Below are 15,418 nucleotides of genomic sequence, written 5' to 3'. Positions count from 1 at the left end.
TTACTCCTTGATCATGAAGTTTGTGTGACATCCGTTCGGTCGTGAGCCTCGCCAACTGCCTATGTCGTAACAGCAGGGCTGATCCGACCTGCCACCCAAAAGGACCTGTAGTGATGCTTGCTCGCACCTCCCGTCACAGTAACCGTATCCGGCCGATCAAACGTGGCGCGGGCGATCCCGCACAGTGGCTGCTCAAGCCATTGGCGCAAGCCGTCGCCTTGTGTCTGGTGGCGGGCAGTGCCGAGGCGGCGACAGCGTTCAGTTCCACCTGGTTTGCCGCGAAGGGCGCAGCGCAGCAGGCGTCGGCGTCGCGTCCGGGTGGGAGCGGTCTGCCGGGGATGACCCCACCGCTGGCCCAGCAGCAACGGGCCAGCCAGCAGTTGCAGCGCTCTTTGCAGACGCTCAATAACACCGTGGCAGCGATTGCCGCTCAGCAGGCCGCACAAGCCGCTGGACGTGCCGCCGCATTGGGCAGTGTGCAAGTGGTTCCGGACGGATTGGGCGAGGGCGGCCTGAAGATCGATAACAGCCTGAGCCAGGGCTGGATGAACGCCAAAGGCCCGCAACAGACCCAGGCCGACGGCAAGACCACGGTGAAGATCGAGCAGACCGCCGACAAGGCGATTCTCAATTGGGAAACGTTCAACGTCGGCCGCAATACCACAGTGGAATTTGCCCAGCAGGCCAACTGGGCGGTGCTCAATCGCGTCAACGATCCGAGCGCACGGGCCAGCCAGATTCAGGGGCAGATCAAAGCGGACGGCACGGTGATGCTGATCAACCGCAACGGCATCGTCTTCAGCGGTGGCAGCCAGGTCAATGTGCGAAATCTGGTAGCGGCAGCCGCGAACATGACCGATGCACAATTTCGCGATCGGGGTCTGTATTTCGACAGCACCGGCAGTCAGCCAACCTTCACCGACGCTGCTGGCAAAGTCCTGGTGGAGCGTGGCGCAGCCATACAAACGCATCAACCTGCGCTCTCCACCGACGCAGGCGGCTATACCTTGCTGCTCGGCCAGGACGTGCAGAACGACGGCTCGATCAGTACGGCCAAAGGTCAGACGGTGCTGGGTGCGGGGGACCGTTTCCATATCCGCAAGGGCTCGGGCACCGACGGTAATGGTTATTCAACCACTTTCGGCAGTGAGGTCATTCCCGGTTTCAAGGCTGACAGCTCGGGCAAAGTCAGCAACACCGGCCTGATCCAGGCATCCACCGGCGACATCACCCTGACCGGCCGCGACGTTGTGCAAAACGGTGTGCTGCTGGCGAGCACTTCGGTGGCGACGCGCGGCACCGTGCATTTGCTCAATCCGGCCAGCGATGCCCAAGGCCGTGTGACCCTGGGCGAAAATGGCGTCAGTGCGATTCTGCTCGACAGCAGTGATCTCACCGCCCTGGACAGCCAGCGCGAGGCGGCGCTGACCGGCGTCAATGCCAACAACCGGATCCGCAGCGATCAGTCTCGCATCGACATCGGCAGCGGCGGCACCGTCGAATTCAAAAGCGGCTCGATCACCCTTGCCACCGGTGGGCAGGTGGCAGTTGCCGCCGGGCGACGCAGTCTGTTGCGCGAGGGGGCGGTGATCGACGTGTCCGGCGCCCTCGGCGTCAAAGTGGCGATGGCAAACAACAACATCAAGATCAACGTCCAGGGCAACGAGCAGCGTGATGCGCCGGTCAATCGCGAGAACGGCGCGCTCAACAGTAACGACATCTGGGTCGATGTCCGTGAGCTGGTATTCGTGCCGGCGGGCACCAACGGTTACGCCACCGACCGCTGGTACACCGCCGGTGGGTTGTTGGAGGTCGGCGGATACCTCGGCACTCAGGGCCATGGCGTTGGTGAATGGATGGCGCAGGGCGGTGAGGTGCGGTTTTCCGGAAAGGACGTGATCAGCGAAAAAGGTTCGCTGATCAATGTGTCCGGCGGCACGCTTGATGTGCAGGGCGGCGAGATTCGCCAGAGCTGGCTGCGCGGTGCGGACGGGCGGTTATACGAAGTGTCGCGTGCGCCGGGCGATATTCTCTACAACGGTCTTTACAAAGGTTACGAAAGTCACAGCGAGCGCTGGGGCCAGACGGATTATTTCTATAGCCCGTTGATCGCGCCGACGCGTCGTCAGGAAGCGGGTTACACCGTTGGCCGGGATGCCGGCCAGTTGGTGATCGCAACGGGCAACGCCGTGCTGGAAGGCCAGCTGTTGGGTGAGGTGTTTCAGGGCGAACGGCAAATCCAGGCACCGCGGGCAAGTCTGGACGGCTATGCCCAGACCCAGACCGCCCGGGCGCGGCGAGGGCAGTTGGTGGTTGGCAGTTACGATGCTGCTTATGTCGCTGCCAGTGCTGGCCTGCTCTATCAACTCGACCCGTTGCTCGATCAGGTGCAAGTGGGGGGCGCGCATGCCAGCGTAGCGAACGCAGGGCTGACCGATGCGGTCGCGGCAGAACGCGCAGGCAAACTGTTCCTCGATGCCGGGCTGCTCAATGGTTTCGCGCTGGGCGCGCTGAAGATCTCGGCAAAAAACACGATTGAAGTCAATGAAGGCGTGACGGTGGATCACGGTGGCAACATCACCCTGTTCAGCCCTGACGTGCAGGTCAATGCCGATCTGATTGCGCAAGGCGGCAGCCTGCAATTGGGCAACGTTTTGAACCAGCTCGCCACCGATCGGCTTGATGACACCAGTCTCCAGGTTTCAGCAGGCAAGCAAGCGCGAGTGACGGTTGCGCAGGGTGTGCAGCTGCAAACACGCGGTCTGTGGAGCAACCTGTCGAGTAACCCGGACGACGCGGGCGGCCTGGCGTACCTCAATGGCGGGACGGTGTCGATCCGCAGTACCGGCGACATTCTGCTGGCCAGTGGCAGTCTGGTCGATGTTTCGTCGGGCGGTGCGGTATTGGCCAACGGCAAGACGCGTGGCGGCAAGGGTGGCGACGTGACGCTTGAATCCAGCGCCAATAGTGCGCCAGGCCTGTCGCGCATGGTGCTCGATGGCGAGGTGCAGGGCTATGGCGTGAACGGCGGCGGCACCTTGACCGTGCAGGCCAGCAAGGTGCGGATCGGCGCTTCCGGCGAAGTGGCCGAAGAACAGACCCTGCGCCTGACGCCGGAGCTGTTCCACACGGGGTTCAGCGCCTACAACATCATCGGTCTGAAGGGGCTGGAGGTCGCCGCGCAAAGCGTGATCGATGTGCAGATGCCGGTCTATCGATTTGGCGAATCCGCCTCGACCATTGTGTCCGGTATGTCGCCGCGCGCTGCGCTGGAGCTATGGACGCCCGCGCTATTTCAGGAAGACCCGCTCAAGGGCGTCTTGACGCAAAGGGCCGGCGCTTCTGTCGCATTGCAGGCCGGCGCGACGCTTGCTGGCTTGATTGATCCCGCCAGCAGTCCGTTGTCGATTGGCGAAGGCTCACGGATCAGCGTCGATCCCGGCCAGCGCATCGGTTTGCGCGGGGCAGGCCAGATCACGCTTGATGGTGAACTCAACGCCTGGGGCGGTATTGTCGATATCCGTCAACAGCAGTTCGGCGCGATTGATGTGGCGACGTCCTTGCAAGAGGCCGATCCGACCCCGCACAACCGTTCGATCTGGATCGGTGAACATGCCTTGATCGATGTCGCCGGTCGGGCAGCGACCGCCGTCGATGCGCTGGGCCGCGTCTACGGCCTGGTTGGCAAGGGTGGCTCGATCATCGTCGGTGGCGAGATTGATGTGAAGAAAATCACGGCGACCGCTGCCGATGCTTACGTCATCGTCCGCCAAGGTGCGCGACTGGAAGCGTCCGGTGCGCAAGCCGTGCTCGATAGCGGTGGGCAAGGCCCCGCTCGTGTGGCCACCGATGGCGGACGGATCACCCTGAGTTCCTACAATGGTCTGTTCATCGAGGGCAGTCTGCAGGCCAATGCTGGCGGTGCAGGTGCGGCGGGCGGGCGTCTGGAGATCGCTCTTGATACACCGGCGTACGGTCCCGCGAACTTGAGCAATGCGGTGCGCGTGCCACGTGAAATGATCATTGGCCAAGGGCCCGCGCCGGCACTGCCGCAGCCGCTGCGAGCGGGTGAGGCTTCGCCACTTTTACGCTACGGGCGTACACGCTTGAGTGCCGATCAGCTGATGAGCGGTGGCTTCGACAGCGTGAGTCTGCTGAGCAACGGTCTGATGACGTTCGACGGCGATGTCGACCTGCACATGGGACAGGGCCTGAGCCTGTTCGCCGGTTCTCTTTCATTGGCCGAGTCGGCGAGTGACAGCGCCCGGGTCAACCTCAGCGCACCTTACCTGCGCCTGTCAGGGCTGGGCACCTATTTCAGCTCGGAAGTCAAAGTGCGTCCGCGGGTGATGAGCAATCCGACAGCGCAGTTGTCCGGCGCGCAATTCACCGCCAGCGCGAACCTGCTGGACGTGGGCAACTCGCTTTCATTCGGCACCGAAGGGACTCTCGTGCAATCGGCCGCACCGGCCCTGGCGGTCAGCCGCCGTGGCTTTGGTCTGGTCACGCTGGACAGCCAGGGCGACCTGCGCTTCCTCGCGCCAACCGATGAACAGCAGCGCAGCCGTCTGTGGACTGCGGGTGACATGCACATGCGGGCTGCGCAGATCTACCCGGCCAGTGGCGTCTCGGCTGAGGTGCGAGTGGGCTATCAGAGTATGGCCGGATCGGTGCCGGAGCATACGTTGCGTATCGGCAATCACGGGGCGGCGCCGACCGCTTTGCCTTACTCGGTGTTCGGCAGCCTGACACTCAGTGCGGGACAGATCGAGCAGGGCGGCGTCATTCGTGCGCCTTTGGGGCTGATATCCCTGGGTGATGACGTCATTGTCAAAACTCGCGAACTTCACCTTCTGCCGGGCAGCGTGACTTCAGTCAGCGCCGCCGGACTGGTCATGCCCTATGGAGGAACCACCGACGGTATCGACTATCGGTACAACGGTAAGTCGGTGATGTTGAATGGCGTTGCCGGAGCGACCTCCGGGGTCATCCTTGATGCGCAATACACCAATGTGCAGGCCGGGGCGGTCATCGACCTTTCGGGCGGCGGCGATTTGCGCGGTGCCGGTTTTGTCTCCGGACGAGGTGGCTCCACCGACGCGCGTTTCAATCCGCTGGTACGCAATGCCACCGATGGCACCTTCAGTTTGCCGGGGCTGGCCAGCAACCCCGTGTATGCAATCGTGGCCGGTGACCAGAGCCGCTATGCGCCGATGCTGGCCGAGGCCGGCGCGGTCGACCCGCGTATCGGCCAGCAGATCACCCTCGGGACCGGCGTTGCCGGACTGGCACCCGGCACCTACACCTTGTTGCCATCGACCTTTGCCTTGTTACCGGGCGCCTTCCGGGTCGAAATCAATGGTCAAGCGATTGCGGGGCCGATGGACAGTGCGTTGAAGTTGCGCAATGGCTCGTGGACCACGGCCGGACAGCTGTCGATTGCCAACACCGGTATTCGCGACAGTTTGCCCAGCCAGGTCATCGTGACGTCTGCCGATGTGCTGCGGCGCTATTCACAGTACAACGAAACCGGGTTCAGCCAATTTGTGCTCAACGATGCTGCCCGCCGCGGTCTGCCGCGCGCCCGCACACCGCTGGACGGCAACACGCTGCACCTGCGCATGGTCAGTGGCGGCGAGCACGACTCAGCCCTGGATTTCAACGGGCAGGTGCTGTTCAAACCTGCCAGCGGCGGGGTCATTGGTACGGCGGTCGTTCAGGGCGGTTATACCGGCGCAGAGTTTGAAATTCTCGGTGCCGGGCATACGCGAACGCCAGGGTTCGACGGTGTATCGCTGTACGCCGACACCCTCAACCGCTTGAATGCCGGACGTTTGACCATCGGTGGCACCCCAACCGTGTATTACGGTTCGGAGGGCGGCTCGATCAAGGTGATCGGCAATACCTCGGCGATTCGTCTGCGCGAAGGCGCGATCCTCTCGGCGCCAGAGGTTGTGCTGAGCAGTAACAGCGCCAATGGTGGCATCACCATCGATGCGGGAGCGGGCGTCAATACCTTGGGGCGAGGTAACGTTCCGTATGATGCCGCAGCCGGTTTCGTCTACGAACCGGGGCGCTCCAGCCTGCTGGTGGTGTCCAACGGCTGGACGCCGGTGCTTGCGCCCACCGAAGGCGGGGGCGGGAGCATTCGTATCGGCAACTGTCCGACGGCCGATTGCACCGCTGCGGCGTTGCTGTACTCCAACGGCAGCATCATCGCCGCCACTGACAAAGACTTCGAACTGGGCGAAAGCGTGCGCTTTGGCACTCGCCAACTCGGGCTTTCGGTAGGTGTGGTCAATGCCGGCAGTCCGCAAGCACTGGCCGCAGCCAGCGGCCGCACACCCGCGGGCCTGACGCTTAACCAGAACGTGCTGGATCGCCTGTTGCAGGGCGACACGCAATCTGGCGCCCCCGCCCTGGAAACCCTGAGTCTGGCGGCCCGCGATGCGTTCAACTTTTTCGGCAGCGTGACCCTCGACACCATTGATCCGCAGACCGGCCAGAGTCGTTTGCAGAATCTGGTGTTGGGTAGCCCGGCCATCTACGGCTCGGGCGCTGCCACCGATGTCGCGACGATCCGCACCCGCAATCTGATCTGGAACGGGGCGACTCAGGCCCCGGGTACGGTGGTCAAGGACGGCGCCGGCAACGGGCACGGCACGCTGGATATTCAGGCACAGCGGATCGAATTGGGTTATGGCCCGAACCCGCAGCCCAATGGCCTGGATCGCAATAACCGACTGGCCCTGGGGTTTGCCAACGTCAACTTCAACGCCAGCGAGCGCATCACCGCCAACCACAAGGGCAGTCTGGCGGTGTACGAATCCCAAGGAGCTTATGACGCGGTCAAGGGGTTCAGCTACAGCGGCGGCAATCTCAATCTGCGCACGCCATTGCTGACCGGCGAGGCCGCCTCGGTCAGTGAACTCAAGGCGGGCAACAACCTGACGCTGAGTGGTAGCGCCACAACGGCTGCCGCGGATGCCCTCGGTGCGCAACTGAGCCTGACGGCACGCAGTGTTGTGCTCGACAGTCGCATCGTCCTCGCCAGCGGCAAGCTGCTGGTCAATGCCGAGGATGATCTGCTGCTTGGCAGCGGCGCGCAGGTGGACATGGCGGGCCGGGTTCTGCCGTTCAATGATGTGCAGAAATACAGCTGGGGCGGCGACGTGTCGTTGCAGAGCAACAACGGCAATATTCGTCAGTTGGCGGGCTCGCGAATCGATCTGTCCGCCGTCAACAATCAGGCCGGCCAATTGAGCGTTGTGGCCCTGGCCACTGACGCTGGACAGGTTGATCTGCAAGGGCAGATTGGCGGCAGCAGCAGTGGCTATTACGACGCGGGCGGCACGTGGGTGCCGTACAAGGCCGGTGGCGTGGACATTCGCGCCCAGCGCCTGGCGGGTGATTTGAGCCAGGCCTTTGCCAGCCTTAACCTGCGCTTGAATGCCGGCGGGGTAGTGGGCAGTCGAAGCTTCCAGTTCAAGCAGGGCGATCTGCGTATCGGTAACGAACTCAAAGCGGGCGAAGTCAATGTCTCGGTGGACAACGGCAACCTGACCGTGGACGGGGTGATCGATGCCAGTGGTGAACGGGTCGGCAGCATTCGCCTTGCCGGCAAAAACGGTTTGAGCCTGACGGGCAACGCGCTGCTCGATGCCCATGGCCGCGTACTGCGCGTCGACAGCTACGGCAAAATCATCGACGCACCGAACCGCGCCATGGTTGAACTCAGTTCAGGTGACGGCGTGCTGACGCTGGCCGCTGGTGCACGGATTGATCTGCGTCACGGCACCGATGCAGCGCCTGGAAACCAGGCGGGACAACGCGATGACGTGTTGCGTGGGACGCTGGAGCTGAATGCACCGCGCCTGGGCGGCGGTGACATTGCGGTGGATGCCAGCGGTACGTTGAGTATTCAAGGTGCCCGCTCCATCGGGCTGAATGCCGTGCGAAGTTACAGTGACGCTGCCGATGGCACCGATCCGGCGGCCAGCGGTCGCCCGTATCAAGTGATCGATCAAGCCTACCTGGATCGCATTCACTCAGACAGCAGCGGCTTTATCGATGCGGCGCTGGGTAACAGTGATCTGCTTCAACGCAAACTGGCCGGCCTCAACAATGCGACCTATGCCGATGCGTTTCATCTGCGCCCGGGGGTGGAAATCGTCAGCAAAACCGCTGACGGCGATCTGGTGGTGCAGGGCGATCTCGACTTGTCCGGCTACCGTTACGCCAGCCTCAACCCACACACTCGCCGGACCTCGGTGTATGGCAGCGGGGAAGCGGGCAGCCTGTTGATCCGTGCCGGTGGCAACCTCGATATCTACGGCAGCATCAACGACGGTTTCGCACCGCCGCCGGAAACCGTGGACGACGCTGGCTGGAAACTGTTGCCGGGGATACAGCCTTTCGGCGGTGACCTGATCGTACCGGGCAGTGGTGTCAGCCTTGCCGAAGGGACGCTCTTTCCGGTTGGCGCCACCTTGAATTACGACCTGCCGATTCAAGCCGCCACACTGGCTGCGGGCACGGTGTTGCCGGTTCAGAGCACTTTGGCCGCACCTTACGTGTTACAGGGTGGAACGGTGCTGGCCGGCGATGTGCATGACGCGGCGGGTAACCTGATGTATGCCGCCGGCACGTTGCTCGACAACGCTGTGACCCTGCCGACCGGCAGTCGTTTGGGTGCAGGTATTCGCTTGAACAACGCCACCGCACTGCAGGCCCTGCTCTGGCCCAAAGGCGTGCCGCTGCCGGGTGCGGTTGATGCCGACAATAAAACGGTGGGTGTTGTGTTGAACGGAACGTTGGCGCTGTTGCGGGGTTCGCTGATCCCCTCCATGACCAACGTGAAGCTCGCCGATGGCACGGTATTGCTCGACCTGCGTCCTGCCAATGGCAACCAGCAAGGTCGAAACTGGGCGATCGCCAGCATGCTGCCGGCGGGCAGTGCGTCGTGGTCGATGCGCATGGTGGCAGGGGCCGATCTGACTGCGGCCGACAGCCGTAGCGTGAAACCTCAGGCCAGCGTTGGCAACTTGCAGATGGCCGACACTCACTATGGTGTGAGCATGATCGAGGTGGCCGGCAAACTGGTCTGGGCGGTGGATAACGAGTATGGCTTTACACCGTACGAACCGGTTCCCGAGGAATACCTTGTGCTCTGTGATATCGCTCCCGGTTCTTGCGCGCCCATGGCGCGCAGTGTGTGGGCGCCTGGCAACTGGATGGGCATGCCGGATTACACACCGATGAACGATGACGAATTGTTCTGGTGCTCCATCGACCCGGCACTGTGCATTGAAAACAATCCGAGCAAGAGCGCCCAGGCCCACACGCAGATGTTCAGCGTTTTGCGTACTGGCACCGGCGACCTGGATTTGATGGCGGCCGGTAACCTCAGCATGGCCTCACCTTTCGGCGTCTACACCGCCGGCACCCAATCGGCAGACGTCGACGCGCTTTATAACCAGCCCCGCGGAAGGCTGTCGGCTGATGGCTCGGTATTGGGCAGTGCTGGCAGCGATTACGAAAAATGGGTCGATGGCGGCAGTGCCAACCTCTATCAGGCCTGGTATCCGCAGATGGGCGGTAACCTGACGATCAATGCCGGCGGGTCTGTGTCGGGTGACGTGCTTGGCCGTCGCTCGGTCGCCACGGGCGACGGTACGCGGGAGCAGGTGCCGAGTGTGGCGGTGGGCAATTGGCTCTGGCGCCAGGGCACCGCCAACAACGATGTACCGACTGCCTGGTGGATCAATTTCGGCAGCTACGCCGCGCAGCCATTGCCAGCGCTGGGCGAGGAAACCAGACCTTATCTGGTGGGCTTTACCGGGTTCGGTACGCTGGGCGGCGGCAACATCAGTCTGAGCGCCGGCGGGGATGCCGGCATGCTCAAGGCCATGGGCGACGACAGGTATGCGTCGTACCCTCGCAGTCAGGGGTTGATCGTGGCTGTCGGCAGTACGGGCCGCGTGGACAGTGACGGGAACTTGCAACTGACCGGTGGCGGAGACCTGGATATTCGTCTGGGCGGTGTCCTTAATCCGTCTCTGCAGGCACGTGCCGGCCTGGCGGGTACCGGCACGCCGACGCACGACTTGCAGGGCGCGCTCATCAACCTGCGCGGTGCGGCGCAACTGACGGGCGCCGCGTTGGGCGGTATCAATCTGCAGTACGGCGCCTCGGCGCTGTTTCATGACCCACGGGAAACGCGCGCCTTCGACCCGTTCAACTCGACGGCCAGTAATGCCAGTGGTGGGCTGGTGCTGATTCCCGGTGACTCCGGCATGCGCCTCAACACCCGCGGCGATCTGGTGTTGGGTGGCGCCGCCGATCCGGGCCGCGTGAGGTTGCAGAACTCCACACCGTTTACCACGGCCGATGGCATTTACCATGCCGGTGGCGGTTTGAGTGGTTTCTCGCTGTGGACCGATCACACGGCCATCGATTTGTTCTCGGCCGGCGGCAACCTGACGCCCAGCACCCAGTTGATGGAAACCACCGGGCAGGACCCCGTCGCCGGGCTTAACGGGTCACCGACCGATGACCGCTTCGTCTTTCCTTCGATATTGCGTGCCGTGGCCGGCCAGGGCTCGATTTATGCGGGACCATCAGCGGCCTACGGCATAGGCAACCCGGCGCCGGCTCTGGCCTGGTCATTGCTGTTGGCACCTTCCAGCGCGGGGCAGCTTGAACTGATCGCTGGGGATTCGATCTATGCCGGCGGCTACGCCATCAACCAGTCAGGGGCCAGCCCGGCGGCGCTCGCCACACCGTTTGCACCCGCGTTCAATGGCTACGGCAACAACCAGTCCGCTCGGCCGATCACGACCAACGCCGGCAGCGATGGTGTGCTGGCGCAAACCAATTCGCGCTATCCACTGTTTGCCTTTGGTCCCGATAGCTACTCGGGGTTGAGCAGTGTTCAGGGGCCGGCGCGCTTCTATGCACTGACCGGTGACCTGGTAGGAATTCGAACGGGCGAAACGCTGGCGTTCGCGACCACGAAGCGCACCTGGTATGAATCGGCAGGCCCGGTGTGGATGGTGGCGGGGCGTGACATCGTGGCGTCCGGTACCAATTTGGGGCAACCCACGTTTGCGCCCGTTGGGGGCATGAGTCGCAATAACGAACAGATCGCGTCTACCGGCAATCTGTTCGTGCATAACGATGCGCGCGACATTTCGCGGGTTTCGGCCGGGCGAGACATTCTCTACAGCAGCTTCGACATTGCCGGCCCGGGTGTTCTGGACGTCAATGCCGGGCGCAATATCCTGATGGAGGATCGCGCCAGCATCACCAGCCTCGGCCCTGTCGTGGCAGGTGATCAGCGCCCCGGTGCGAGCATCGTGATGCAAGCGGGTGCGGGCGCGCAGGGGCCGGATTACTCACGGTTCATTGCGCGTTATCTGAACCCGCAAAACGTCGCGGATTCAGCGGTGGCCCTCAGCGCGCAGCCGGGCAAAGTGGTCAAGACCTACGTCGAAGAACTGCAGAGCTGGCTGAGCCTGGGTTATGGCTTCAAGGGTAGCGACGAACAGGCGCAAGCGTTCTTCGCCGCACTGCCGAGTACCGAGCAGGCGATCTTCGCCCGCCAGGTGTACTTCGCCGAATTGCGTGCCGGCGGCCTGGAATACACCGATGCCGACGGCCCGCGCACTGGCAGTTACCTGCGCGGTCGCAACGCCATTGCGGCACTGTTCCCGACCACTGATGTCGCCGGCAATCCGATTCGCTACGACGGCGATATCACGATGTACGGCGGCGCCGGGGTCAAGACGCTGTTTGGCGGCGATATCCAGATGCTCACACCGGGCGGTGGTCAGGTGTTCGGCATCGAAGGCGCGGCGCCGCCGTCGACGGCGGGGATCATTACTCAGGGTTCGGGCGACATTCAGCTGTATTCGCAAGGCAGCATCCTGCTCGGCCAGAGCCGGATCATGACCACCTTCGGCGGCTCGATTCTCGGCTGGTCCGCCGAGGGCGATATCAACGCCGGTCGCGGCTCGAAAACCACCGTGGTCTACACACCGCCAAAACGTGTCTACGACACCTGGGGCAACGTCACGCTGTCGCCATCGGTGCCGAGTACCGGCGCCGGTATCGCCACGCTCAACCCGATCGCCGAAGTGGCACCGGGCAACATCGACCTGATTGCGCCACTGGGCACCATCGATGCCGGCGAGGCGGGGATTCGCGTGTCGGGCAACGTCAACATCGCCGCGCTGACGGTGGTCAACGCCGCGAACATTTCGGTGCAGGGCAAAGCGACCGGCGTGCCGGTGGTGTCGGCGGTGAATACCGGCGCGATCACCTCGGCGAGCTCGGCAGCTTCATCCGCTACGCAAGCGGCGGAAGACGTCGCCCGGCAGCAACAGGCAGCGGCGCGGCAGAACCAGGCCTCGGTGTTCACCGTGCAGGTACTCAGCTTCGGCAACGAGCAACTGGCGCCGTCGCGTGATGGTGCCAGTCGCACGCCGGCGACGGGTTATAACCCGGACAGCCCGGTGCAAGTGCTCGGCGCCGGGGCATTGGATGAACAGGCGAAGCAGCAGCTGACAGAGGAGGAGCGCGGGCAGCTGACGTTGTAAAAGACTCTCGTGCAGTACGTTTGGGCGGCCGGTTGGCCGCCTTTTTTATGAGTGGTTATGGATATTTTTTACGGGCGTGCAACAAGGTCAGAATTTTGATGTGGTCTGTCACCCGATAGACCAGTAAATAATTCGAGTTAATGACCATTTCGCGAGTGCCCGGTATTCGGCCGGAGCGGAAACCATGCGGTATCCAGGAAAGCCTTCGCGCTGCGGCGCTGATCTTTTGGTGCAGTGCAACTGAAGCGACAGTGTTGCGTTGTTCTACGTAGTCGATGATGTCAGCCAGATCTCCAAGAGCCGGTTTACTCCAGCTAACCGGCAGCGCGTCGATTCTTGCGTCTCTCTTCCAGCATCTGACCTAGCAGCACCATTGCCTCATCATGGGGGATAGGCGGGCGTGGATCATCAAGTGCGGCTTGTACCTTGGCGCGATACCAAAGGTCGTATTCCGCAGCCTCTTCTTCGGTTTCGAAGTCTGAAACGATAAGTGAAAGTTCAGCGCTCATCATGACCTCCATGATCAATGTGAAGCAGTCTAAGGGGATGTGGGCTCGTTGTCGTCACTGGCGGGACGAGGGAGACATCATCCGCAAACAGACGATGCAAATCTGTCAGACGCTTCGCTTGTGATACACGTGAAGTCGATCAGCTCTGTAGTTCGATTCTGTAGGAAATCAGCTTTTGGTCATCGGGCTGACAGCCGCCGCTCAAAGCCGCGGCCACAGCCACGCTGCACTCAGTTACCGTCTGCAACCTTGCGCTCGATCTCATCGACTTTGCGCTGCAGCTCTTCAGCTTCCTGCTCTTTGACCCGAGTGGAAGACGGCGTGATGACTTTGTCTACGCCCTCGGTGGTGTTGTCGCGGTCTTGCAGGTCGCGCTCGACCACGTTCACCGGTTTGCCGCTGGCATCGGTGGGTGGGGCGTTGGGAGTTTTGTCGTCGTTGGGGTTCATGGCGCTGGCCTCCTGTGGGTGTACACATTGGAGACAGCGCGGCGGCAGACGTTCGAAATTTTTCAGCCGCGAGGCCCTCTCCCGCAGGAGAGGGCACAGCGGTTGTTTCAGTCCTTGAGAATGTCGCGATCCTTGGTTTCCGGGAGGAAGAAGGTGCCGAGTATCGCCGTCGCCACAGCAATGACAATCGGGTACCAGAGACCGTAGTAGATATCGCCAGTAGCGGCGACCATGGCGAACGCCACGGTCGGCAGGAAGCCGCCGAACCAGCCGTTGCCGATGTGGTAGGGCAGCGACATCGAGGTGTAGCGGATGCGCGTCGGGAACAGTTCGACCAGCCACGCGGCGATCGGGCCATAAACCATGGTCACGTAGATCACCAGCACGGTGAGCAGGAGCAGCATCATCGGGTAATTGATTTTCGCCGGATCGGCTTTTTCCGGATAACCGGCGTCTTTCAACGCCGCGCCGAGGTTGGCGGTGAAGGCGTCGTTGCGGGCCTTGAAGTCGGCGGCGGGGAGGGCGCTGCCTTCGAAACTTTCGATGACGCGATCACCGATGCGCACCTGCGCCACCGTGTTCGGTTCGGCAGCGACGTTCTCGTACGGGATCGCGCGTTTCGCCAGCAAGGTTTTGGCCAAGTCACAGGAACTGGTGAATCTGGCCTTGCCCACCGGATCGAACTGGAACGAGCACTGCTCGGGGCTGGCGATCACCTTGACCGGATTTTTCTCCTGAGCGACGAACACGTCCGGGTTGCCGTACTGGGTCAGCGCAGTAAAGATCGGGAAGTAGGTCAAAGCAGCCAGGATGCACCCGGCCATGATGATCGGTTTGCGCCCGATGCGATCGGACAGGCTGCCGAAAATCACGAAGAACGGTGTGCCGATCAGCAGCGATCCGGCGATCAGCAGATTGGCGGTCTGCGCGTCGATCTTCAATGTTTGCAACAGGAAGAACAGCGCATAGAACTGCCCGGTGTACCAGACCACTGCTTGCCCGGCCGTGCCGCCCAGCAGCGACATGATCACCACTTTGAGGTTGTCCCAGCGTGCAAAGGATTCGGTCAGCGGCGCTTTCGAGGCCTTGCCTTCATCCTTCATTTTCTGGAATACCGGCGACTCGCTCAGTTGCAGGCGGATGTACACCGACACGGCCAGCAGAATGATCGACAGCAGAAACGGAATCCGCCAGCCCCATGCCTCGAACGCCTCGTTACCCAGCGCCGTGCGGCAGGCGAGAATCACCAGCAAGGACATGAACAGACCGAGGGTGGCGGTGGTTTGAATCCAGGAAGTGAAAAAGCCACGGCGGTTGCGTGGCGCGTGCTCCGCTACGTAGGTTGCCGCGCCGCCGTATTCACCACCCAGCGCCAGACCCTGGAGCAGACGCAGGGTGATCAGAATCACCGGGGCGGCGACGCCGATGGTGGCGTAGCCGGGCAGGAGACCGACGATTGCCGTCGACACGCCCATGATCACGATGGTGATCAGAAACGTGTGCTTGCGCCCGATCATGTCACCCAGGCGTCCGAAGACGATGGCGCCGAACGGCCGCACCGCAAACCCGGCGGCGAAGGCCAGCAGGGCAAAGATGAACGCGGTGGTTTCGTTGACGCCGGCGAAGAAGTGCTTGGCGATGATCGCCGCCAGTGAGCCGTAGAGGTAAAAGTCGTACCACTCGAAAACCGTGCCCAGTGAGGAAGCGAAGATGACCTTGCGCTCCTCCTTGGTGATGCCGCCGCTGCGCGGTGGCGTGCCGGTGGATGCTGTGTCGATTGTGGCCATGGGTGTTCTCCGTCGTGCTTATTGTTGTAGGCCGGAGTCCCCCGTTACTGCCTGTCGCACTCTGGCCCGTTGGC

At 62.5% G+C, this 15,418-nt stretch carries 5 protein-coding genes; 1 reads left to right on the top strand and 4 read right to left on the bottom strand.

Going from position 1 to position 15,418, the window contains the following annotated elements; all coding sequences use genetic code 11:
- Positions 1-113 precede the first annotated feature (113 nt).
- Positions 114-12,599 carry a filamentous haemagglutinin family protein gene (locus J5M66_RS13130; RefSeq protein WP_207809751.1) on the top strand — a complete coding sequence of 4,162 codons (12,486 nt, stop codon included), beginning with the start codon at positions 114-116 and terminating at the stop codon, positions 12,597-12,599.
- A 55-nt stretch (positions 12,600-12,654) separates the two neighbouring features.
- On the opposite strand, the gene J5M66_RS13125 is transcribed toward J5M66_RS13130, so the two are convergent.
- The 4 genes from J5M66_RS13125 to J5M66_RS13110 all read right to left on the bottom strand — a co-directional run bounded on the left by J5M66_RS13125 (position 12,655) and on the right by J5M66_RS13110 (position 15,344).
- Positions 12,655-12,876, bottom strand: a complete 222-nt coding sequence (locus tag J5M66_RS13125) for a type II toxin-antitoxin system RelE/ParE family toxin (RefSeq protein WP_240995584.1) — start codon at positions 12,874-12,876, stop codon at positions 12,655-12,657.
- A 37-nt stretch (positions 12,877-12,913) separates the two neighbouring features.
- Positions 12,914-13,108 carry a stability determinant gene (locus J5M66_RS13120; protein ID WP_110645437.1) on the bottom strand — a complete coding sequence of 65 codons (195 nt, stop codon included), beginning with the start codon at positions 13,106-13,108 and terminating at the stop codon, positions 12,914-12,916.
- A gap of 230 nt (positions 13,109-13,338) precedes the next feature.
- On the bottom strand, positions 13,339-13,557 hold the full coding sequence (locus J5M66_RS13115; RefSeq protein WP_024013150.1) for a hypothetical protein: 219 nt from the start codon (positions 13,555-13,557) through the stop codon (positions 13,339-13,341).
- A gap of 107 nt (positions 13,558-13,664) precedes the next feature.
- Positions 13,665-15,344 carry an MFS transporter gene (locus J5M66_RS13110; RefSeq protein ID WP_130886949.1) on the bottom strand — a complete coding sequence of 560 codons (1,680 nt, stop codon included), beginning with the start codon at positions 15,342-15,344 and terminating at the stop codon, positions 13,665-13,667.
- Between the last annotated feature and the right edge of the window lie 74 nt (positions 15,345-15,418).

Source organism: Pseudomonas sp. 67(2021) (assembly GCF_017491835.1).
In the GTDB taxonomy this organism is placed as follows: domain Bacteria; phylum Pseudomonadota; class Gammaproteobacteria; order Pseudomonadales; family Pseudomonadaceae; genus Aquipseudomonas; species Aquipseudomonas atacamensis.
The sequence above is the reverse complement of the archived record's forward strand: the minus strand, read 5'-3'. Positions and strand labels throughout refer to the sequence as shown.

Bases quoted from the DNA above. Each gene is read 5' to 3' on its own strand.
- J5M66_RS13130 (WP_207809751.1), top strand. From the start codon at position 114: ATGCTTGCTCGCACCTCCCGTCACAGTAACCGTATCCGGCCGATCAAA.
- J5M66_RS13120 (WP_110645437.1), bottom strand. From the start codon at position 13,108: ATGAGCGCTGAACTTTCACTTATCGTTTCAGACTTCGAAACCGAAGAA.
- J5M66_RS13115 (WP_024013150.1), bottom strand. From the start codon at position 13,557: ATGAACCCCAACGACGACAAAACTCCCAACGCCCCACCCACCGATGCC.
- J5M66_RS13110 (WP_130886949.1), bottom strand. From the start codon at position 15,344: ATGGCCACAATCGACACAGCATCCACCGGCACGCCACCGCGCAGCGGC.